This window comes from Pseudomonas sp. LBUM1643, assembly GCF_059716215.1.
This window is the reverse complement of record NZ_CP166813.1, coordinates 3,718,588-3,739,083: the sequence shown is the minus strand read 5'-3', so window position 1 is coordinate 3,739,083 and position 20,496 is coordinate 3,718,588. Positions and strand designations below refer to the sequence as shown.

The 20,496-nt window shown below is 57.9% G+C and carries 24 protein-coding genes; 13 read left to right on the top strand and 11 right to left on the bottom strand.

The genetic code is table 11. The annotated features are described in order from the left end of the window. Positions 1-16: 16 nt before the first annotated feature. Positions 17-685 carry an HAD-IA family hydrolase gene (locus tag ACA063_RS16680; protein WP_497662533.1) on the top strand — a complete coding sequence of 223 codons (669 nt, stop codon included), beginning with the start codon at positions 17-19 and terminating at the stop codon, positions 683-685. A 188-nt stretch (positions 686-873) separates the two neighbouring features. Here the strand turns inward: ACA063_RS16680 and ACA063_RS16675 are convergent, their stop codons facing one another. Together ACA063_RS16675 and ACA063_RS16670 are read right to left on the bottom strand one after the other, a co-directional pair. After that, positions 874-1,533 (bottom strand): methyltransferase family protein, encoded by a 660-nt coding sequence (locus ACA063_RS16675; protein ID WP_497662532.1) that lies wholly within the window; start codon positions 1,531-1,533, stop codon positions 874-876. Between the two features lie 85 nt (positions 1,534-1,618). After that, positions 1,619-2,566, bottom strand: a complete 948-nt coding sequence (locus ACA063_RS16670) for a GlxA family transcriptional regulator (protein ID WP_497662531.1) — start codon at positions 2,564-2,566, stop codon at positions 1,619-1,621. A gap of 123 nt (positions 2,567-2,689) precedes the next feature. Here ACA063_RS16670 and ACA063_RS16665 point away from each other — a divergent pair, with 123 nt between their 5' ends. Then, positions 2,690-3,481, top strand: coding sequence for an SDR family NAD(P)-dependent oxidoreductase (locus tag ACA063_RS16665; RefSeq protein WP_497662530.1), 792 nt, complete (start codon positions 2,690-2,692; stop codon positions 3,479-3,481). Positions 3,482-3,648: 167 nt separating this feature from the next. Here ACA063_RS16665 and ACA063_RS16660 read toward each other — a convergent pair whose 3' ends face one another. Then, positions 3,649-3,966 (bottom strand): DUF2388 domain-containing protein, encoded by a 318-nt coding sequence (locus ACA063_RS16660; protein ID WP_497662529.1) that lies wholly within the window; start codon positions 3,964-3,966, stop codon positions 3,649-3,651. Positions 3,967-4,183: 217 nt separating this feature from the next. Here ACA063_RS16660 and ACA063_RS16655 point away from each other — a divergent pair, with 217 nt between their 5' ends. Beyond that, positions 4,184-4,774 (top strand): DinB family protein, encoded by a 591-nt coding sequence (locus tag ACA063_RS16655; RefSeq protein WP_497662528.1) that lies wholly within the window; start codon positions 4,184-4,186, stop codon positions 4,772-4,774. A 260-nt stretch (positions 4,775-5,034) separates the two neighbouring features. Here the strand turns inward: ACA063_RS16655 and ACA063_RS16650 are convergent, their stop codons facing one another. Continuing rightward, a complete protein-coding gene (locus ACA063_RS16650) occupies positions 5,035-6,090 on the bottom strand; it encodes an RHS repeat-associated core domain-containing protein (RefSeq protein ID WP_497662527.1) in 1,056 nt (351 codons plus the stop codon). Between the two features lie 277 nt (positions 6,091-6,367). Continuing rightward, the gene (locus ACA063_RS16645; protein ID WP_497662526.1) at positions 6,368-7,252 is read right to left on the bottom strand and encodes a LysR substrate-binding domain-containing protein; all 885 of its coding nucleotides are present in this window, start codon (positions 7,250-7,252) and stop codon (positions 6,368-6,370) included. Between the two features lie 131 nt (positions 7,253-7,383). Between ACA063_RS16645 and ACA063_RS16640 the strand changes: the two genes are divergently transcribed. Genes ACA063_RS16640 through ACA063_RS16630 form a run of 3 tightly spaced genes read left to right on the top strand, consistent with a single transcriptional unit; the run spans position 7,384 to position 9,671 of the window. Continuing rightward, complete coding sequence (locus ACA063_RS16640) at positions 7,384-8,439, top strand: aldo/keto reductase (RefSeq protein ID WP_497662525.1); 1,056 nt, start codon at positions 7,384-7,386, stop codon at positions 8,437-8,439. Then, complete coding sequence (locus tag ACA063_RS16635) at positions 8,436-9,233, top strand: SDR family NAD(P)-dependent oxidoreductase (RefSeq protein ID WP_497662524.1); 798 nt, start codon at positions 8,436-8,438, stop codon at positions 9,231-9,233. Before ACA063_RS16640 ends, ACA063_RS16635 begins: the two co-directional genes overlap by 4 nt. Before the next feature lie 27 nt (positions 9,234-9,260). Continuing rightward, positions 9,261-9,671, top strand: a complete 411-nt coding sequence (locus ACA063_RS16630) for an SRPBCC family protein (RefSeq protein WP_497662523.1) — start codon at positions 9,261-9,263, stop codon at positions 9,669-9,671. A gap of 207 nt (positions 9,672-9,878) precedes the next feature. Here the strand turns inward: ACA063_RS16630 and ACA063_RS16625 are convergent, their stop codons facing one another. Both ACA063_RS16625 and ACA063_RS16620 read right to left on the bottom strand, forming a co-directional pair. Beyond that, positions 9,879-11,273: a sensor histidine kinase gene (locus tag ACA063_RS16625; protein WP_497662522.1), complete on the bottom strand. Its 1,395-nt coding sequence runs from the start codon at positions 11,271-11,273 to the stop codon at positions 9,879-9,881. Then, on the bottom strand, positions 11,251-11,934 hold the full coding sequence (locus ACA063_RS16620) for a response regulator transcription factor (RefSeq protein WP_194691977.1): 684 nt from the start codon (positions 11,932-11,934) through the stop codon (positions 11,251-11,253). The genes ACA063_RS16625 and ACA063_RS16620 overlap by 23 nt, the downstream gene beginning before the upstream one ends. Positions 11,935-12,201: 267 nt before the next feature. Here ACA063_RS16620 and ACA063_RS16615 point away from each other — a divergent pair, with 267 nt between their 5' ends. Then, positions 12,202-13,134 carry a hypothetical protein gene (locus ACA063_RS16615; RefSeq protein ID WP_497662521.1) on the top strand — a complete coding sequence of 311 codons (933 nt, stop codon included), beginning with the start codon at positions 12,202-12,204 and terminating at the stop codon, positions 13,132-13,134. A gap of 175 nt (positions 13,135-13,309) precedes the next feature. On the opposite strand, the gene ACA063_RS16610 is transcribed toward ACA063_RS16615, so the two are convergent. After that, positions 13,310-13,921, bottom strand: coding sequence for a glutathione S-transferase (locus tag ACA063_RS16610; RefSeq protein WP_497662520.1), 612 nt, complete (start codon positions 13,919-13,921; stop codon positions 13,310-13,312). Between the two features lie 375 nt (positions 13,922-14,296). Here ACA063_RS16610 and ACA063_RS16605 point away from each other — a divergent pair, with 375 nt between their 5' ends. From ACA063_RS16605 to ACA063_RS16595, 3 genes are all read left to right on the top strand, one after another. After that, entirely contained in the window at positions 14,297-14,701 is a 405-nt protein-coding gene (locus tag ACA063_RS16605) for a TraR/DksA family transcriptional regulator (protein ID WP_007907888.1), read from the top strand. A gap of 197 nt (positions 14,702-14,898) precedes the next feature. Continuing rightward, positions 14,899-16,503, top strand: a complete 1,605-nt coding sequence (locus ACA063_RS16600) for a methyl-accepting chemotaxis protein (RefSeq protein WP_497662519.1) — start codon at positions 14,899-14,901, stop codon at positions 16,501-16,503. Positions 16,504-16,623: 120 nt separating this feature from the next. Beyond that, entirely contained in the window at positions 16,624-16,827 is a 204-nt protein-coding gene (locus ACA063_RS16595) for a hypothetical protein (protein WP_497662518.1), read from the top strand. Between the two features lie 7 nt (positions 16,828-16,834). On the opposite strand, the gene ACA063_RS16590 is transcribed toward ACA063_RS16595, so the two are convergent. The 3 genes from ACA063_RS16590 to ACA063_RS16580 all read right to left on the bottom strand — a co-directional run bounded on the left by ACA063_RS16590 (position 16,835) and on the right by ACA063_RS16580 (position 18,059). Then, positions 16,835-17,074: a DUF2789 domain-containing protein gene (locus tag ACA063_RS16590; RefSeq protein ID WP_497662517.1), complete on the bottom strand. Its 240-nt coding sequence runs from the start codon at positions 17,072-17,074 to the stop codon at positions 16,835-16,837. A 129-nt stretch (positions 17,075-17,203) separates the two neighbouring features. Then, positions 17,204-17,434: a hypothetical protein gene (locus ACA063_RS16585; protein ID WP_162439195.1), complete on the bottom strand. Its 231-nt coding sequence runs from the start codon at positions 17,432-17,434 to the stop codon at positions 17,204-17,206. A 157-nt stretch (positions 17,435-17,591) separates the two neighbouring features. Continuing rightward, positions 17,592-18,059 carry a hypothetical protein gene (locus ACA063_RS16580; protein WP_497666603.1) on the bottom strand — a complete coding sequence of 156 codons (468 nt, stop codon included), beginning with the start codon at positions 18,057-18,059 and terminating at the stop codon, positions 17,592-17,594. A 162-nt stretch (positions 18,060-18,221) separates the two neighbouring features. On the opposite strand from ACA063_RS16580, the gene ACA063_RS16575 reads away from it, so the two are divergent. The 3 genes from ACA063_RS16575 to ACA063_RS16565 all read left to right on the top strand — a co-directional run bounded on the left by ACA063_RS16575 (position 18,222) and on the right by ACA063_RS16565 (position 20,371). After that, the gene (locus ACA063_RS16575; RefSeq protein ID WP_497662516.1) at positions 18,222-18,692 is read left to right on the top strand and encodes a hypothetical protein; all 471 of its coding nucleotides are present in this window, start codon (positions 18,222-18,224) and stop codon (positions 18,690-18,692) included. A 151-nt stretch (positions 18,693-18,843) separates the two neighbouring features. After that, complete coding sequence (locus tag ACA063_RS16570) at positions 18,844-19,860, top strand: ABC transporter substrate-binding protein (RefSeq protein ID WP_497662515.1); 1,017 nt, start codon at positions 18,844-18,846, stop codon at positions 19,858-19,860. A gap of 73 nt (positions 19,861-19,933) precedes the next feature. Continuing rightward, positions 19,934-20,371 (top strand): DUF3995 domain-containing protein, encoded by a 438-nt coding sequence (locus ACA063_RS16565; RefSeq protein ID WP_497662514.1) that lies wholly within the window; start codon positions 19,934-19,936, stop codon positions 20,369-20,371. The last annotated feature ends 125 nt before the right edge of the window (positions 20,372-20,496 follow it).

Here is a 20,496-nt window from a genome sequence, read left to right as displayed (position 1 = left end):
GAAAGGAAGTCTCTCTTTGTCTGCTCATGACACTGTCTTCAACACCCCGTACCGCGCTTTTTTATTCGACATGGACGGCACCGTCCTTAATTCCATCGCCGCCGCCGAGCGGATCTGGACCACCTGGGCCTTGCGCCACGGTATTGATGTGCCGTCGTTTTTGCCGACGATCCACGGCGCTCGGGCGATCGACACGGTTAACCGTCAGGGGTTGCCGGGCGTGGATGCCGAGGCGGAAGCTGCCTGGGTGACAAAGGCGGAAGTTGAAGACGTGGAAGGGATCGTCGAGGTGTCAGGGGCGGCGCAGTTTCTGAAGTCGTTGCCAGCCAGACAATGGGCGATTGTGACATCGGCCCCCCGGGAGCTGGCCTTGCGCCGGATGGCGGCCGCGGGAATTGCGGAACCAGACGTGTTGGTGACTGCGCAGGATGTCAGTGCTGGCAAACCCGATCCTGCCGGTTACCGGTTGGCGGCTCAACGCCTGGGCTTCGATGTGACGGACTGCCTGATTTTCGAAGATGCCAGCGTCGGGATTCAGGCGGCTGAGGCGTCGGGGGCGGATCTGGTGGTGATTACATCGACCCATCCGCATCCGATTCAGACGCCGCATGCGACGTTGGCCAGCTATGACTCGGTCAGTGTCAAAACCGATTCTGATGGCCGAATTCGCCTTAACCCGATTTGAGGGTGTACACGGCTTCTAAGGGAGGAAACATCTTTTGTGGCGAGGGGATTCATCCCCGTTGGGTTGCGAAGCAGCCCCCTGCGTTCTTCAGTCATACCAAGTCGTAAGGACTTGCGACTGCTTCGCAGCCGAACGGGGATGAATCCCCTCGCCACAAATGCTCGCGCCACCTTTGAGTAGTGCGTTCATCAGTAAACCCCCGGTATCAATCGCCAGCTGCGTTGGCAGTAAGCCTCATACTCGCCGCCAAACTGCCTTTTCAACAGTGCTTCTTCCGCCTGGATACGGGCGATCAGCGGGATCAGTGTGACGGCGGCCAACGCGAGGCCTACACCTGAGCGAAACGCCAGCGCCCACCCGATGGCAATCACCAGCATCCCCAGGTAGCTGGGGTTGCGCAAGGTACGATAGATCCCGTCTGTGACCAGGCGGTGTCCCGGTTGAATGGCTACCAATCCACTGAATCGCTTGCCCAGCACGAACACTGGCCATAATCGCAGTGCGCCGCCGACGATAAACAGCAAGGCGCCCAGCCACCGAATGCCCTCGCCACCGAAGGTCCAGAAGTCGATGCGGTCGGTGTAGGCCGGTAAGTAACCGCTCAACAGTCCAACCACGCCAAAGGCCGGCAGCACCCAGCGATTGCCCCGGTCTTCCTGTTCGCCGGAACTGAGGTTGACCTCGGTAAACAGTGACGCGATGGCCATGGCCAAGGTTGCCAGCGCGACCACCACCAGCGGCCCGTGGGAGAAAAAAGCCGAATACCCACCAAACCCCCACACCGCCAGCGCAAGGTAGGCGAGGGTGGAGACCACGGCGAAGAACGCGAGTCTGGCTGAGATTTTCATGATTGACTCCATTTGGGTGTAGGCGCTACCGAAGGCTGCGATATTTTGATCTTCAAGCGCGGAAGTTTGCGGCCACCGCCTGCGCCTATGCAGCGTTATCGTTGCGGGCATTTCGCCGAATCACCTGCGGCGGCTGCCCGAACCCGCGCAAGAAGGCTTCGCGCATACGCCTTGGATCACTGAACCCGCTTTCGATGGCGATTTGATCGAGGGTCAGGCGCCCGCGCTCCAGCAATTGCCGCGCCGCTTCAAGGCGCAGGTTCTCGATTGCTTTCGCGGGTGATTGGCCGGTTTCGGCGCGAAAGGCCCGACTGAACTGGCGCGGGCTGAGACGTGCGATGTCCGCCAATTGCTCTACTGACAAGGCCTCGGCGAGGTGTTCGCGCGCGTAGGCAAGAACCGTTTGGATGCGGTCGGACTTCGGTTCCAGTTCCAGCAGTGCAGAGTGCTGCGACTGGCCACCGGCGCGGCGGTGGTACATCACCAGTTTCTGCGCCACGGACCTGGCCAGTTCAGCGCCATGATCCTTTTCGACCATCGCCAGTGCGAGATCAATGCCGGCGGTCATCCCGGCGGATGTCCAGATGGCGCCGTCAACCACGTAAATCCGGTCTTCTTCCACCCGGATCGACGGGAACCGGGCTTGCAGATCCCGGGCGTACGCCCAATGAGTCGTCGCCCGTCGCCCCTCAAGCAGACCGGCCTGGGCCAGCACGAACGCACCCGAACAGATCGATGCGGTGCGGCGTGTGGCTTGAACGCTTTCACGCAGGAAACTCAGCACACCGGCGGGCGCCTGCTCAAGGATTGAATCGCCGCCGACCACAATGAGGGTGTCGAACACGCGGTCATCGAAGGCCTCGGTGCCAACCGTCAAACCACCGGAGGCACGCAATGTGTGGCCGTGCTCGGACAGCACGCTGACGTCATAAAGGGGTTCGCCAGCACTGAAATTGGCGTACTCGAACACCGGCATCGCCGCCAGTGCCATGGACTGGAACCCCTCAAACACGACAAAGGCTATGGAAGTCATCGATCTGTCCTCAAACGGGAGTGTCCTGAAAACGTACTTTAAACGTCATTTGAGACAAGCGTGAGTGCCTTTATAAAGGTTCACACCGGCGACCTTATCGCCTCACTGTGAAGGAAACTTGAAATGGCCCTCTCTTCCAACGGCACTGCCCTGATTACAGGCGCTTCTTCCGGCATCGGTGCGGTGTATGCCGACCGATTGGCGCGCCAAGGCTATAACCTGATTCTAGTTGCTCGCAGCCGCGGGAAATTGAACGCGCTGGCCAATCGCTTGAGTAACGAAACCGGTCGAAGCGTGGAAGTGATCGCCGCTGATTTGAAGGAGAGGGCGGACCTGTTGCGGGTCGAAGATGTTCTGCGCAACGACGCCAGTATCACCTTGCTGGTTAACAACGCGGGTATCGGCGGTGTCATGCCCTTGTTGGGCAGCCCGGTGGATGACATGGAGGACATGATCACCCTCAACGTCACCGCGCTGATGCGTCTGGCTTATGCGGTGGTGCCAGGTTTCGTCGCTCGGGGCGTCGGGACCGTGATCAATATTGCTTCGATCGTCGCCATCGCGCCTGAAATCCTCAATGGCGTATACGGCGGCACCAAGGCTTTCGTCCTCGGCTTGAGCCAATCGATGCACCACGAGTTGGCCGACAAAGGCGTTCGCATTCAGGCAGTGTTGCCGGGTGCCACCGCTACGGACTTTTGGAGCGAAGCGGGCAACCCCGTGGAAAATCTTCCGCAAGACATCGTCATGTCCGCCACGGACATGGTCGATGCAGCGCTGGTAGGGTTGGCGGCGGGAGAGGTGGTGACGATTCCGGGGCTGCACGATGGAGAACAGTGGGACCGTTACGAAGCCCAACGCAAAGAGCTGTCAGGCTTGTTCGGCAACTCCATGCCGGCCCCGCGTTATCGCTGAATTTCAGGCGCAATGAAAAATCTGTGGGAGCAAAGCTTGCTCGCGATAGCGGTGTGTCAGGCAAGTCGACTAAGCCTCATACAGTGCTATCGAGAGCAAGCGTTGCTCCCACAGTATTCATTCTACCTATCTGTCGTGTCCCGCATCTCTGTCGGCGGATAAAAACGCTATTGCCCGCTTGCAGCGCCGTCATTCACAAGAATGGCTCGAGCCAGGTCTTCGTCGCTGGCATTCAGGCCGGGATTATCCTGCCGGATCTGATGCATCACCGACTCCAGATAAACCCCACGAATCGCACCACCACTGGCAACGAAGCTGGACGCGTCGTCCTTGGCGGGAATCATCAACTTGTGATCTTTGAAGGTTGAATACAGAGACGCTGAAACCCCGGCCGACGTGGCGACATCGCCTGCATCGACCTTGGCCATAGCCGAACCAAAGGGTAAACACAGTACCAGGGAAGAGATCAGAAAAAGACGGCGCATGACGGTGTCCTCCGACAGCTTGAAGCGTAAGGGAAGTTCCACTTAACTTAGGATGCCCGGCGACGCTCAGGAGTTCCTTGATGCGCGAATAATCACTGCAGGCACTGTCTGTCATTTCTTCATTTTCGAGCCCGCAGCGACCGATGATCAGGGGCTGCAATGCCACGCGCCACGGGGGCTATGCTTTGCAGTGTGCCCATGCAATGGGAGATTTGCGATGATCAATGTCGCCACTGCCTGTCTGCTCGCCGATTACAAACGCTGGGCTGACTTACGCCTGTTTGAAAGCCTGGCCGCGTTGCCGGAAGGTGAGGTCGGTAAAGAGCGGGTCTCGGTTTTCAAGAACATGATCGGCACCCTCAACCATATCTACGTGGTGGACTGCATCTGGAAAGCCCATCTCGAAGGCCGGACACACGGCTTCAAGACTTCACACGACATGCTGCATGCCGAACTGCCTGACTTGCGCAGAGCCCAAAGGGATATTGATCACTGGTACTGCGACTGGAGTTCACGCCAGACTGATGACTCGCTGCACAAGCCCGTCGAGTTTGCGTTTGTCTCAGGCGAAAGCGGCACCATGAGTGCCGGCGCGATGCTGATGCACGTCGTCAACCACGCCAGCTACCACCGAGGCTGGATCGTCCAGATGTACTTTGAAATCCCGGCAATGCCTCCTGTCACCGACCTGCCCGTGTTTTTGCGTGAGCATGATCCGAACGTTCAAACGCTCAGTGTGCCGGCAGCCCGGGCAGGTGTCGGACTATTCGCGAGCGCGACCAACGTGCTGCCTTATCGTTATCGTTGAACTCGTTTTAGACCCTCGACCACTCTGAGAGATCGATGGGTTCATTGTGTCGAGGGAGTCTATCGGTGCCGCACCGTGCATAGAGGCGTGGTGAAGGCACGCCATCGACGGGCGATTCTCTGACGGGTGCGATATCGGGCACTGTGCCAGCAGCGTCGCCGGCATGCGTCGGGCTTTGGTACCGCTCTCTATGCTTCAATGTTATTACTCGCAAACGGGCAGGAACGTTATCGATCGATATCCGGTTTAAAGTCGGGCTGTTAGAAAGTTAGTAAGTCTGTGGATGATTGACGATGACTTAAGGTTCTAAAGGTCTCTTTCCTGATTCTTGAAACAGCATTCAGGTCATAGGTTTCGGGCAGGATCTGGTTTCCCAAAAGCTGTCTTATTCTTGTTTCCAATTCTTGAGATTTTGGGTGAGGGCGATTCAGGATTCCATTCATCATTTCCCTTTGCCCGCCAGTGAGTGGGCTTTGATAGGGGCCGGATTTAACATCAACTATTTTTCCTTCGCTATTCAACGTGGTCATCTCACTTAGCCGTGCGACATTCACGTTTGCTGGAGTATCTCCGGCGAGCTCAATCAGTCGTGTATTTTCGAACGCGACTTGATTCTCCCAGTTTTCAATTCTATGAGACTCGTTCAACTTGATTTTTTTTCGCTCGGCTCTGGCAATTTTCTTGGCGATGACGAAGTCTTTTCGAGGTGCTGCAGCCTGCCAATTTGTTACTTTTATTTTAGCCCATCGAATGTTGTCCAACAGTATGTTTGGCAATATTCTAACGTGCCCGGTTGGATCATTCGCATGCACCGGATTCCCCATGCAATACGCATAAGTATTCAATCCGCCTTTCCCAAACGGACTCAAACTGTCCGGGCTATTAAATCGCATCAGAACCGGATTAAACGCCCGATACCCATTTCCTAATAGATAATGCCCGGTCACCGAGTCGGGGCGTTCGCCGTTGAATCCAAGTAGGCTCAGCATTCCGTTGTCACGGGGGCGATGACCATAGGGCGAATAGGCGAGGGGCTGTGGCGGGTGATCGGTTTTTAATAGGTGCATTACCGAACGCTGCTGATCAGTGGCCATCAATGACGTCTCAAGTGCATCATCGTCGACCCGCTGTTGCGCCAACAGCAGATCGCTTTGCTGGACGATCGAATGCTTGATCACACCCTGCACCTCGGTGGTCAGCCGGCTTTTGCAGTAGAAGCGTTGAAGCGGTGGTTCATCCAATGGCGTATGGCCAATCAAACGATCGAGGGCGTCGTAGCGATAGAGGCATAGGAGGGTGGGTTGCAAGGGCTTCATGAGTCAGGACTCCGCCGGGCTGATGTGGGGATCAGTATCGGCGGTTCGGTTGCGAGCGGGAACTAGCAGAACTGCTAGGTTTTCGTGTGCCAGCCTTTAATCATTTCAACGGGTCGATGACTACATTGTGGCGAGGGAGCTTGCTCCCGCTCGGCTGCGCAGCAGTCGCAAAATCTGGGCGCTTGGTTTGGCTAAATGACTGCGGTTGCAGGTTTTGGGGTTGCTGCGCAACCCAGCGGGAGCAAGCTCCCTCGCCACAGGGATTTGTGTCTGACTCCTAATCGGTGAGCACTTTCCTGAACGTTTCCACCAATGGCCGCAGGTTGATGCGGTGCCAGGCCGCCCAGAGTGGTGTGGTGAATGCGATCCACGGCACTTCGCGCAGCACCACGCCCGGCGGTGCGTTGCGGCTTAACCCTTTTTGAATCATTGCGATGCCCAGACCTGAGGCGACGAGGCCCAGCGCCGTGAAGGGTTCGGTGGCTTCCATGCGGATGTCGGGGGTGAAGCCGGCGCGGATGCAGGCGCTGACGAAGTCTTCGCGGCTGGCGCAGTTCTGGCGGTGTTGCACGCCGATCCATTCCTGGTCCGCGAGGTCGGCCAGTGTAAGGGTTTTCTGATGAGTCAGTGGGTGATGTTCGGGCAGCGCCAGCAACATTGGGTCGTCGAGTACCTGGAAACCCAGCAGGTCCGGATCGTCGGCGACGGGTGGTTCGCTGACCAGGGCGATATCCAGACTACGCTGTCGCAGGCCTTCGAGTTGTTCGACAGAGCTCAGGTTGTACAGCGCGACGTGGACGCTGGGTCGCTCGACCCGCAGCACGCGCAGGGCATTGGGCAGCACTCCGGCGTGCATGGCGTTCTCGATGTAGCCAATGCACAGGCCGCCTTCTTCGCCGCGACCCAGGCGCTTGCCGAGGGATTCAAGTCGGTTGGCGTGGGTCAGCAGTGCGCGTGTTTCGGCCAGGAAAGTCTGCCCGTCGCGGGTCAGGCGGATGCGTTGCTGGCTACGCTCGAACAGGGTCAGGCCCAGGCGTTCTTCGAGCTGAGCGATCTGACGGCTCAAGGGTGACTGGGAGATGTGCAGGCGTTCGGCGGCGCGCCCGACGTGCTCTTCTTCAGCGACGGCGACGAAGTAGCGCAATTGGCGGATGTCGATCATGTCAGACCTCTTGGGACTCAAGTGCTGCACATTATGTCTTGGACGGTCCGATCGTAGCAATCTAGGATCTGCTCAACGGTCACCTGCACTCCTTGAGCAAGGCGACCTCTGAAACTGACGAGGATTGAATCATGAGCTTGAAAGACAAATTGCCCGGCACGCTGGGTTTCGGCACTGCGCCACTGGGCAACATGTTCCGCGCCATTCCCGAAGAAGAGGCGATGGCCACCGTGCACGCGGCCTGGGATGCAGGCGTTCGGTACTTTGATACCGCGCCGTTCTACGGTTCCGGCCTCTCGGAGATTCGCCTCGGCACCGCGCTGGCGCAATACAACCGCGACGACTATGTGCTCAGCAGCAAGGTTGGCCGAGTGATTCTTGATGAAGTCGAAGATGCTTCGGCCCGGGACCTGGGCGAAAAGAGTGGGGTGTTCGAGCACGGTCGCCCCAACAAGATCGTCAATGACTACAGTGCTGACGCGACGCTGCGTTCGATCGAAGACAGCCTTAAACGTCTGCAAACCGACCGTCTGGACATCGTCTGGGTGCATGACATCGCCCAGGATTTTTACGGTGATCAGTGGCTCGAGTACTTCAATCAGGCCCGCACCGGCGCGTTCAGAGTGCTGACGCGGTTGCGTGAGGAAGGCGTGATCAAGGGCTGGGGCCTGGGCGTGAACAAGGTTGAGCCTTGCGAACTGACCCTTGACCTGACCGATGCTCAGCCGGACGGTTTTCTGTTGGCCGGGCGCTACACGCTGCTCGACCATGACCGTGCCTTACAGCGTTTGATGGATGCCGCGCTGGCGCAGAACGTCGAGATCGTGGTCGGCGGTCCGTACAGCTCGGGCATTCTGGCGGGTGGCACGCACTTCGAGTACCAGAAAGCCAGTCCGGCGATCGTCAATAAAGTCGAGCAAATCAAGCGTATTGCCGCGGCCCACGGTGTCGATATCAAAGCGGCGGCGTTGCAGTTCTCCCTGGCGAATCCGGCGGTGGCGGCGGTGATTCCAGGCTCCAGCCGTCCGGACCGGATTGCTGAAGATGTGGCGGCGTTGTCGGCGGTGATTCCTGCGGCGTTTTGGCAGGCTCTGCGTGACGCGAAGCTGGTTTCCGAGCGGGCTCCGCTGCCAGGCCAAAAGATCGCAGCCTTCGGCAGCTCTTACATGAAGGGTGGTGACGTATGAAAATTGATCTGCGCGGAAAATTGGCAATTGTCAGCGGCAGCACCGCCGGCATTGGCTTGGGCATCAGCAAGGCGTTGGCCGAATCCGGCGCAACGGTGGTGGTGATCGGCCGTGAAGCAGCGAAGGTCGAGCAAGCCTTGGCCTGCATTCGCCAAAGCGTGCCGGGTGCGCAGTTGCGTGGTGTGACGGCCGATCTGGGCACCGCTGAAGGCGCTGAACAGTTGTTCGCCGCCGAACCGCGGGCGGACATCCTGGTGAACAATCTGGGGATCTTCAATGACGTGGATTTCTTCGACGCGTCAGACAGTGAGTGGACGCGCTTCTACGAAGTCAACGTGATCTCCGGTGTGCGCCTGTCTCGGCATTACGTGCCGGACATGGTCAAGCAAGGATGGGGGCGGGTGATTTTCCTGTCCTCCGAATCCGGCGTCGCGACCCCGGCGGACATGATCAACTATGGCGTCACCAAAAGCGCTAACCTCGCGGTGTCCCATGGTTTGGCCAAGCGCTTGGCGGGCACTGGCGTGACGGTCAATTCGGTGCTGCCCGGCCCGACATTTACCGACGGCCTGGAGCACATGCTCAAGGATGCCATCGCCGAGTCCGGACGCAGCGCCCGGGAAGAAGCCGACGCCTTTGTGCGCAAGGCCCGTCCGACGTCGATTATCCAGCGCGTGGCGGATGTCGAGGAAGTCGCGAACCTGGTGGCCTACATTGCGTCGCCACTGTCCTCGGCGACCACTGGCGCAGCCCTGCGGGTCGACGGCGGTGTCGTCGACAGCATGGCAATCTGAACCCTTTTCATCTAGAGAGAACGACCTATGGCAACTGCATCAGCATCCATCGATATCCCGGCTTCGGCCGACCAGGTGTGGCAATTGATTGGTGGCTTCGACACGCTGCCGGACTGGCTGCCGTTCATTCCCCGCAGTGAGTTGAGCGAAGGCGGACGCGTGCGCAGCCTGCAAACCTCGGATGGCGCGGTGGTGGTCGAGCGGCTCGAGCTGTTTGATAACGCGGCGAAGACTTACAGCTATTCGATTTTGCAGGCGCCGTTTCCGGCGAAGGATTACCTGGCGACATTGAGTGTTGAGGCTCAAGGGGAGGGCGCGCGGGTGACGTGGTCGGGGACGTTTGAACCGGTCGGTGTGAGCAATGAGGACGTGGTGACGTTGTTTGCGGGAATCTATGAGGGCGGGCTGAAAGCGTTGCGGGCCAATTACCCGGGATGAGGGAGGATTGAAATCCCCTGTGGGTGTGAAGCGATATGCATACATTTGTGGCGAGGGGATTTATCCCCGTTGGGCTGCGAAGCAGCCCCAAAAACTGCAGCCGAGGTGTGTCAAGTACACCGCGTACGCTGGTTTAACGACTGCTGCGCAGCCCAACGGGGATAAATCCCCTCGCCACAGGGGATATTCATTACTGTGCAGTTCTTGTCAGGTCTGTGGGATCAGGCTCTGCCGGCAATCGAGCACCAGCCGCGCGCCACCCATTTCACTGCTCCCCACTTCCAGCGTAAACCCGTGCAGGCTGACAATCGCGGCGACGATCGACAGTCCCAGTCCAAATCCGCTGTGCTGGTTGCCACCCTCGGCGCGATAGAAGCGTTGGAACACCGCTTCCCGTTCTGCCAGCGGTATGCCGGGACCGGAGTCGAGTACTTCGATCCGCGTATGCCCACCCTCATTGACCCCACGCAAAATCACTTCGCCACCCGGAGGGGTGAATTTGATCGAGTTGCTCAACAGGTTGGCCACGGCTTCAAACAACAACGCCCGGTCACCGTTTAGCGGCGGCAATGAGAGTGGTATTTGCAGCTGGAATTTCAGTTCGCCTTCTTCAGCCAGCGGCAAGTAAAAGTCATGCAGCTCCTGCAACATCGGCACCGGGTCCAGCTGTACGAAACCGGAACGGCGCTGGCGATCTTCGAGTTCGGAAATCCGCAACAGGCCGCGAAAACGCGCCATCAAGGTGTCTGCTTCGCCGAGCACGGAATCGAGTTGCACGGCCAGGGGTGAGCCTTCGTCCGCCTGCTGCTGGATGCGGTACAACTGCGCCCGCAAGCGGGTCAGTGGCGTGCGCAGATCATGGGCGATGTTGTCGCAGACGCCCTTGACCTCGTTCATCAACCGCTCGATGCGTTCGAGCATGGCATTGACGATGGCCGCGAGCATGTCCAGTTCATCGCGACGGTTGGACAATGGCAATCGGCGCGTCAAGTCACCGGCCACGATGGCTTCGGCGCTGGCCTGAATCCCGCGAATCCGTCTCAAGGGGCGGCGCCGCAACAGGTGCCATCCGGCGATGCCGGGAAGGATGGTCAGGGTGACACCCCAGAACAAGGCGTGGAGGATGATCCGGGTGACGGCAAACAGAGAACCGTTGTCGCGCACCAGAATCAGCCAACGACCATCAAGCGTCTGGGTGGCAACCGCATCACAACTGTCGGCTGGCAGGCTCGGGTCGTCGGAATCGGCGCAATCGCTGAGCATGTGAATCTTGCCGTCCAGTGGCAATCCTTCGGGAACGTGGTTGAGCGCGCCGCTCAGATAGCGGTGCTGCTCGTCGAACAGGCCATAGGCGTCGATGCCGCGGATGTCGAAGGTCATGCTCACGGCGAGCGCGTCGACCAGTTGCTGGCCTTGAAAGTGCGAGAACAGATGCTGGCGTTGCAACAGGGAGTGTTTGGCCAGGTTGTCCAGGTAGGCGGAAACCTCGTAGTACATGACCCCCATGAGAATGCCGCTCCAGATCACGAACAGCGAACTGTAGAGCGCGAGCAAACGACTGCTGGAAGAGCGCCAGCCTTTAGACGGGTTCGGCAATGACATAACCCGAGCCTCGCACGGTCCGAATCAGTGGGGCATTGCCAGGTGGGTCGATCTTTTTGCGCAACCGGCCGATGTGCACGTCGATGAGGTTGGTGCCGGGATCAAAGTGATAACCCCAGACCTCTTCGAAAATCATCATGCGCGACAGGATCTGCCCGGTGTTGCGCATCAGGAATTCCAGCAGTTTGTACTCGGTGGGCAACAGCGTCAGCAGTTGACCGTCGCGGCTGGCTTCGTGGCTGATCAGGTTCAGTTCGAGGTCGGCGACCCGCAGCGTGGTGGCCTGGGTGGCGACGGTGTTCTGGCGGCGCAGCAGGACTTCAACCCGGGCGGCCATTTCATCGGTGGCGAAGGGTTTGGTCAGGTAATCGTCACCCCCTGCACGCAGGCCTCGTACTCGCTCATCGACATCGGAGAGGGCACTGATCATCAGAATCGGCGTGGCCACGCCCATGGTCCGGAGCGTGGTGACAATGGCCAGGCCGTCCAGCTCGGGCAGCATACGGTCGAGGGTGATCAGGTCGTAGTTGCCACTGACTGCACGCTCCAGTCCTTCGCGGCCATTGTCGACCCAGTCCACGTCGAGGCCATGGCTGCTGAGTTCCGCAACAATTTCCCGGGCGGTCACGGCGTCGTCTTCGATGGTCAAGATTCGGGTCATAGGGAGGCCTGATGGTGGTTCAAAACGTTGCCGGCATTTTGCCAATATTTAGCGCGGGTCTTTCTAAATAAAACTTCATCTAAAGGCGCAATGCATAAAACCCGCTGGTTATGACGTTTCGTTGCAATTTGCATGGCTTTTGGAAGTTCAAAATTTTTAAGCCATTGAAAAATAACGACTTATTAAATATTCCGCTTTGGCACGCTGACTGCACTGACTCAGTCAACAACTTGTAACAACATCTTTCCTGCCTGGAGCGACATAATAATGAATAGATCCTCGGATGGTTTCTATCCTGCCGCAGAAGAATCAAACGCGCGGTCGGGCGTTTCCTGGGGTGCGATTTTCGCCGGAGCCGCTGCTGCGGCGGCGTTGTCGCTGATCCTGGTATTGCTCGGCTTCGGTCTGGGCTTTTCGGCGGTTTCCCCCTGGGCTAACGAAGGCGTCAGCGCCAAGGGCCTTGGCATATCGACGATCGTCTGGTTGGCGTTTACCCAAATCGTCGCCTCGGGGCTCGGTGGTTACATCGCCGGTCGTCTGCGGGTGAAATGGGCCAACATGCACGGTGACGAAGTGTACTTCCGTGACACTGCCCATGGCTTCCTGGCCTGGTGTGTTGCGACACTGGTTGCTGCCACACTGGTGGTTGGCTCGGTCAGCAGCATTGTCAGTGGCGGTGTGCAAGCCGGGGCCAATGTTGTCGGTGGTGCCGCCAGTGCCGCGACTCAAGCCGCCGGTACAGCTGCCAATAACACCAGCAGCGACCAGTATGGCTACTTCGTCGACAGCCTGTTCCGTGATGATCGTCCTGCCGCTGTCAGCGATGACGCCGCCCGTAGCACCGTCACCCGCATCTTTGTGCGCAGCCTGAATGACGGTCAACTGGCTGCTGAAGACCGTACTTACCTCGCGCAACTGGTTGCCCAACGGACCAACCTGACTCAGGCCGACGCTGAACGTCGTGTCGACGAAGTGTATGCCCGCACCCAGAAAGCCGTGGCCGATGCCAAGCAAGCGGCCAAGGAAGCGGCTGATACCGCTGCCAAAGTCGCTGCCATGACGGCGTTGTGGATGTTCGTTGCCCTGTTGATCGGCGCGTTCTTCGCCAGCTTCGCTGCAACCTTCGGCGGTCGTCGCCGGGATGCGGTGGTGTATGTCGAATCCGACGCTTATGTCACCACCCCTTCCTCTATTCGATAATCCAGGAGAATACTCATGCGCTCATTACTGTTGTTTTTCCTCGGCGTACCGATCCCGATCATTATCCTGATCGCCCTGTTCATGCACTGATAACACTGGGGCTTATGCCTCGGCCGCTTCTACCTCTGGTAGAAGCGGCTTTTTTGTGGGGCCTGATTTTTTCGGGTGAGGGCGCTCATTCAATGGGTGTATTGAGAAACTCCTCCAGCTGCTCCGCGTACGCCGTGTACGCTGCGATCCGTGGAAAATGGGCAGCGTCTGCTTGTTCAGGAACCACAAGCCTGGTGAAACTCCAGGCCACTGCCAGAGTTAGTCCATCCTGGGATATCGATCCGTCGGTCTTCAGTGGCTGTTTTTCCAGTTCCCGTTCTAGCGCCAGGTACGCCGCGGCAAGTTGCCCTTCAACCCGTTCCACCCAGGGTTCAAATTGAATCTCGACCGGACGCAGGGTGCGCTCGTAATAAAGCTGCACGGACTTCTCGCACGCCGCCAACGCCAGACCAATCAACCGCAACGCGCGCACACGTTGTTCGATGTGGGTTGGCATCAGGCTGTTACCGGTGCCGGCCAGCGCTTCCAGATAATCGATGATCAGGGTCGAGTCGATGAGTACGTCGCCATCATCCAGCACTAGTGTTGGCGCCTTGACCACCGGGTTGATTTGCTGGAATTGTTCGAAATGCCGGAACACTGAAACCGATTGGTGTTCCAGCTGAATGCCAAGGCATTTGGCAGAAATGGCGACGCGTCGTACGTAGGGCGAATCCAGCATGCCGATCAGCTTCATTGCGGCTCTCCTTGAGATGACGATTTCGGACGCTCAACCTTAGCCCAGGTTCGGCGCACTGGACTAGATGGTGTGTTGATCCCCGGTGCCGATCAGCCATTTGTCTTCTATATACAGCCGCCGGATGGAATTTCTTGCTATAAACGCACTCCGATAACCACCACAAAGGCTGCCGTAGCGCACTTTCAGGGCTTTGTCGGACGAATTCGCTGTCTTTTCAGTTGCTGAGGCCTCAAGTCGGCCTTAGACTGCCGCCCCTCGTAAATTGAGTGCCGGGTGGCGCTTGGAATAAACGGCGCCTTTCCGATGGCCAGACCAGGTCCCGCGGAACGCTCCCTAATTCGCCTTAATGCACGTTTTTTTATAGAGATATCAATGACAAAGGACAAGTTGCTGGCCATGCCGGCGGATGACTACATGAATGCCGAGCAACATGCTTTCTTCTCCGAGCTGTTGCAGAACATGAAAGTCGAAACCCATGAGCGCATCGAACAGAACCGCATCGCCATCGAGAGCCTGGACACTCCAGCCGATCCGGCCGACGCAGCTTCTGTTGAAGAAGAGCGCACCTGGCTGGTGAACGCTATCGATCGTGACCAGCGCATGCTGCCTCAGTTGGAACAGGCTCTGGAACGCATCAAAGAAGACAGCTTCGGCTGGTGTGATGACAGCGGCGAGGCGATTGGCCTCAAGCGCCTGCTGATCAGCCCGACCACCAAGTACTGCATCGAAGCTCAAGAGCGTCACGAACAGATCGACAAGCACCAGCGTCAGGCCTGATTTCGTAACGCCCCGCATCGCGGGCAAGCCCGGCTCCCTCAAGAGCAAGGCTTGCCCGCGATGCTTTTTTTCGTCTATTAAAAAGCCCGCTTACTTTTGTTGATCTGCTGCAACGCCTCCGACTAAGGGACCATAGATAATGGCGATCTAGTGGCGTCTAATGCACATACAATTAGAAGAGTCGTAGGGTGACGAAGATGACGAGAGACGGATCTCTGGTTGGGCAAGTGCCCGTACCAGTACCTGTGACCCCAACCCGCTGGCTGACGCCGACCTTGCAAAGCATCGCACTGATGCTCCTGTTGTGTGGCGTCGCGCTCGGTAACTGGCCGCTCTACCTCGGCTTGCCGCTGGCCGTGATGATCATCTGGCTACCGCGCCTGCGATCGCGAACCCTTCCAGAACCCGCCTTGGCGAACAGTCGCGATGCAATTGCCGAGCTGACTCGCGATCTGTCCTACACCACCAGTCACAACGCACTGTCAGCCGCCGGCGTAGCGTTTTCGGTCAAGCAGTTGGCCGACAGGCTGCAATCGCAACTTGGTGCGGCGGCGCAAATCGTCAGCAATGCCGAAGTGATGATCGCGACCGAACAAGCCACCTCGACCTTGAGCCGAAACGCCCTAAGCGCCGCCAGTGAAGCCCATCAAAGCAGCGCGGCGGGGCGCTCGGAGTTGATCGAGTCCATTGCTCGCATGCACCAGCTCAGTCAGCGCGCCAGTAACAGCCGCGAGCTGATCGAGGCCTTGAGCCTGCGCAGCGATGACATTCAGCGAGTCACCCTGGTCATTCAGTCCATTGCCAGCCAGACCAATCTGTTGGCGTTGAACGCGGCCATCGAGGCCGCGCGAGCCGGCGAACACGGTCGCGGCTTTGCGGTGGTCGCCGATGAGGTGCGTGGCCTGGCAGCGCGCACGGCTACGGCGACGGGTGAAGTTGGTGAAATGGTCGCCGATATCCAGCAGCGCACCGCGCAGGTGGTGGAACAGATTCGCCAACTTTCCACCGATCTGGACATAGGTGTCGAGCAAGTCGAACAGACGGGGCAGCACCTGGACAACATTGCGCGTCTGGCGGCGGGCGTAGAAGCCCAGGTCGGGGAGATCGCCCAAGGCGCTGACACCAACCGTGAGCAACTCGACAGCCTGTTCCACGCCATTGAGCAAATGCGCAGTGACCTGTCCGTCAGCGATCAACAGACACAGCGCCTGGCCCAGGCGGCGGTGCAAATGGAAGGGCAGGCCGAAACCATCAGTGAGCGGCTGGCCGAAGTCGGTCTGGATGACTATCACCAGCGTATCTACGACCTGGCGCGCGAAGGAGCCACGCAAATTGCGGCGTGTTTTGAAGCCGATATCGATCAGGGACGAGTCAGCCTGGACGACCTGTTCGACCGGCATTACCAGGCAATCGCGAACACTCAACCGGCCAAATTCCAGGCCCGTTTCGATCGCTATACCGATCAGGTGTTGCCGGCGATTCAGGAACCTTTACTGACGCGCCATGAAGGCCTGGTGTTCGCCATCGCTTGTACCCAGCAAGGTTATGTGCCGACTCATAACAAGGTCTTCAGCCAGCCACTGACGGGTGATGCCCTGGTGGATGCGCTGCAGAACCGCACAAAGCGCAAGTTTGCCGACCGCACCGGTATTCGTTGCGGCAGCCATCAGCAAGCTGTTCTGTTGCAAACCTATACCCGGGATACCGGCGAGCTCATGCACGATCTTTCGGTGCCAATCGTTATCAAAGGACGGCACTGGGGCGGTTTGCGCTTGGGCTATAAACCAGAGAACCCGCGCTGAGAGGCCGCTGATTGTTACCGGTTTGGCAATGAAGCTGTGCAGCGACGTCGCTGTTTCCTCGTTCAGGAACTTACTACCATGCCTACATAGTTAGGTGGCTAATTAAGTTCAGAGGTCAGCATGCAGAGCAAAGTCGATGTGGCGGTGATGATTGGCAGCGGCGTGCCCGCCTGTCTACGTGCGATGGGACAGAGTGTCTGCTGGGTGGTGTTGCTCAATGGTGAACGCCGCGGGACAGCCTTCTCCAGTCGTAACGAAGCGGAGGAGTGCAGGGCTGCCTGGCTGGCGCAATTGAGCGTCGGGAAACCGGGCAGCCTGCACTGATCCAGGACTAGTGAATCTGGTGCATGCGCAGGTTGAGGTCATCGACCACGCGCGCCCAATCAGCGTCTTCGCGTAATTGTTCTTTCAGAAACGCTGCCTGTTGTGGCGTCCAGAACTCGGCATCAATGAGTTTCTTGTCGTCGGGCAGTGGGGAATGGCTAGCGATGAAATCGTCGATGGCCTTTTCGCTGGAGTCCAGGCCAAGTTGGTCGAACAGTCCTTCCAAGTCATGTGTAGGTGAATCCATGTTTCTCTCCTTGCGGGTCGCGCCGAGTGCGAGATCTGAAGTGCGGCTCATTGCATCTGAGGGGCCCGCGCTCCAGGAGTTCGATAGCGTTGTTCGAAAGCAGAGCAAGCATAGACTGCAAACCCGGTATCAGGCTTTCAGTGCGCCTTCATCAACGGCAAGCTTGAGGGCCTTGGCTGCTTCTTTGGCGGCGAAATCAGCAACGTCCGATGTTTTGAACCAGCGATCCTTTTCGACCTGGTGATAGGTCACAGTCGTCAATGGCGGTTTGGCTCGCATGACAATAACCGCCTGGAATTCACCCTCGACTTCTCTGGCTTCGCCCCGGATAAAAAATTCGCCGATATCAAATTCCGTCACGTAGCTGCCTTCCCTTGAAAATATTCTGTTGTTTTGAACGCCGTCCGGCTTGGGGACGGTTTTCTTTGGTCGGGCAGTATGGCAGTAGTTGCCTGCCGACGGCTGAGTTAAGTCGTCGGCATGACGAAACGTCTATCGAGATCAACGGCCAGGATTGTCAGTGGTGCAACTCCAGGGAGCGGGCCAACGCGCAGGCTTCGTTATGGTGGCGACGGAAACCTCTTACGTTCCCCGTGGAAGTTTCCTTGATATGGAAGAAGGCATTACCGGCCAGCACGACCTGAAAACGAGCTGGGGTGGGGGCTGCAAAACGTGAACCTTCTAGTGGGAAAAGCCCGGATTTCATGGCTTGCGAGTCGTTTAATTGAAGGGTATGAGGATGGAAAAAGTGTGTCAGGGTGCACATGTGAAGTCCTTTTCGTTGTTTTGCCGACGTTTGAACGCGGTTATGGGTAGTCTCGGTGAGCATCGCTGCTCTAGAATCACCCGTATCGGTGAGTGATCGTTGTTTATCTAAAGCAATTTTTCGCTGGCGATCTGTCGGAAAAATGCTTTTCTCAAAGCGATTTTTCCCTAAAGTTGATAGTCCGTTTTGTCTGGCGATAGAAAGTCCGTTTTCCTTCAAGCGTTGAAGAACGCCAGGCAGGGCGATGCGAGCAAACTTTCAGTAGGCTGCTCGTCCCCGGATTTCAATTCGGTAGTTTGGTTTCACTTTCGGCATGGCCGCTTTTTTTCTTCCGCACGCTCATTTCGCGCGCGGCGTCATTTCAGATGTGGGGATGTTTCCTTGGCAGTAAGTAATCTAGATATGCATGCTTTGTTCGTGCTGGGTGATCTGCGCGCAAAGCTGGTTAAACAGTTTCAGTCACGTTTTGTTTACATCACCGAACAGAACGCAGAAGGCATTTACATTGCCGAGATCGACACCGAAGAAGCCTTGGTCGTCGATGACAAACCCGGGCTCAAACTCAAAGTCGGCGATCATTTCAGCGCCTCCGTGCTACCCAGTCGCGAAGGCGGCAAGCTGGAGATCAAATTTCGCGAAATCAAACTGACCGTTTACGGATTGGGCGATTACGCGTTCGTGACCACCGCTGACGGGCACGGCGTTGTGTTCAAGGAAGGTCATAGCGTGGTGATGGTGTTTGCCGCCCATCAACAGTTGCAGGAAGGCTTGACCAAGACCCTCAAGGCCGTCACCGCCAAGGCTGCAAAATGGCGCAAGGGCGAGCTGGTTACCTTCAAAGCCAGCGAGTAACAGCCTCGGGTTTGCGGGAAATTTCCGAAAATCGATTCACACCCCTCGAAAGCAGGAACCTCTACTACAGTCAGTTGACTGAGTATTTTGAGGCTTGCGGTCTTCCGCGCGGCCATCCTGCTATTGCTGTGATCAGCACGAGGTGCAAAGCATGAAAGGACTACGACGGTTGCTGGCCGCTACGGTGGTCACCTGCAGTGTGTTGGCTTCACCCGTTCCGGTGCTCGCTGCACAGGCGCCCATCCACTTTGCCGACCTGAACTGGGAAAGCGGCAGCCTGATCACCGACATCTTGCGGCTCATTGTCGAAAAGGGTTACGGGCTGCCGACCGATACGTTGCCCGGGACGACCATCACTCTGGAAACCGCACTGGCCAATAACGACATTCAGGTCATTGGTGAAGAGTGGGCGGGGCGCAGTCCGGTCTGGGTCAAGGCCGAGGCTGAAGGCAAGGTCGTGAGCCTGGGCGATACGGTAAAGGGCGCCACCGAAGGCTGGTGGGTTCCGGAGTACGTGATCAAGGGCGACCCGGCCAAGGGCATCAAACCCGCCGCTCCGGGTCTGCGTAGCGTCAGAGACCTGCCCAAATACAAAGACGTGTTCAGTGACCCGGAGTCCCCTGGCAAAGGGCGCTTCCTCAACAGTCCGATCGGCTGGACGTCCGAAGTGGTCAACAAGCAAAAGTTGAGGGCGTATGGCCTGGAAGACAGCTATGTGAATTTTCGCAGTGGTTCCGGGGCCGCGTTGGACGCCGAGATCAGCTCATCGATTCGTCGGGGCAAACCGATCCTGTTTTATTACTGGTCGCCCACGCCATTGCTGGGACGCTTCAAGTTGATTCAACTGGAAGAGCCACCGTTTGATGCCGAGGCCTGGAAAACCCTTACCGACGCCGACAACCCGAATCCGAAACCGACGCGTTCACTGGCCTCGAAGCTGTCCATCGGCGTGTCCACACCTTTCCAGAAGCAGTACCCGGAGATTGCCGAGTTCTTCAGCAAAGTCGATTTTCCGATCGATCCGTTGAACAAGGCGCTGGCCGAAATGAGCGCAAAACACACCGCGCCGCGTCAGGCCGCGCTAGCGTTCATGAAGGCGCATCCGGACGTCTGGCAGGCCTGGGTACCCAAGGATGTGGCGGACAAAGTCTCGGCCGATTTGAAGTGAGTTCGAACCTGCCCTTACATAAACGTTTGGGGAGGTTCATCCTGCGGCGACATTTCACGCTGGATGTTTGACTATGAGCCTGATAATTGCGCAATGGATGGCTGCCGTCTTCCTGTTGATCAGCCTGATACACCTGTATTGGGCGGCGGGAGGCAAACTGGGAAGCGAGGCCGCGGTGCCCCGTGTGCCCGGAGAGGGCGGCCAGGCGCCCAGGCCGGCTTTCAAACCTTCAGGCTTCACAACCTTGCTGGTGGCGGTGGGGTTGCTGCTGATTGCGATGCTGGTGTGTCTGCGGGTCGGGTTGTACCTGCCGACGGTGCATCACTGGTCGCTGCAGTGGGTCATCAGCGCGATCGCCATGTTGATGTTTGCCCGGGCGATTGGCGATTCGAATCTGGTGGGGTTCTTCAAGCAGGTCAAGGATTCGCGATTCGCCCGCCTGGATACCTGGGCTTATTCGCCATTGTGCGTGGTGCTGGGGGCGGGGTTGTTGGCCGTGGCCTGGATCTGATTCAAGGCAAGATCAAAAGATCGCAGCCTCGCTTCACTCGACCGCTCCTGCAGGAGCTTGCAGACACCCAAGACCCTTGTGGGAGCCGGGCTTGCCCGCGATGAGGCCATTGAGCGCTGCACTGA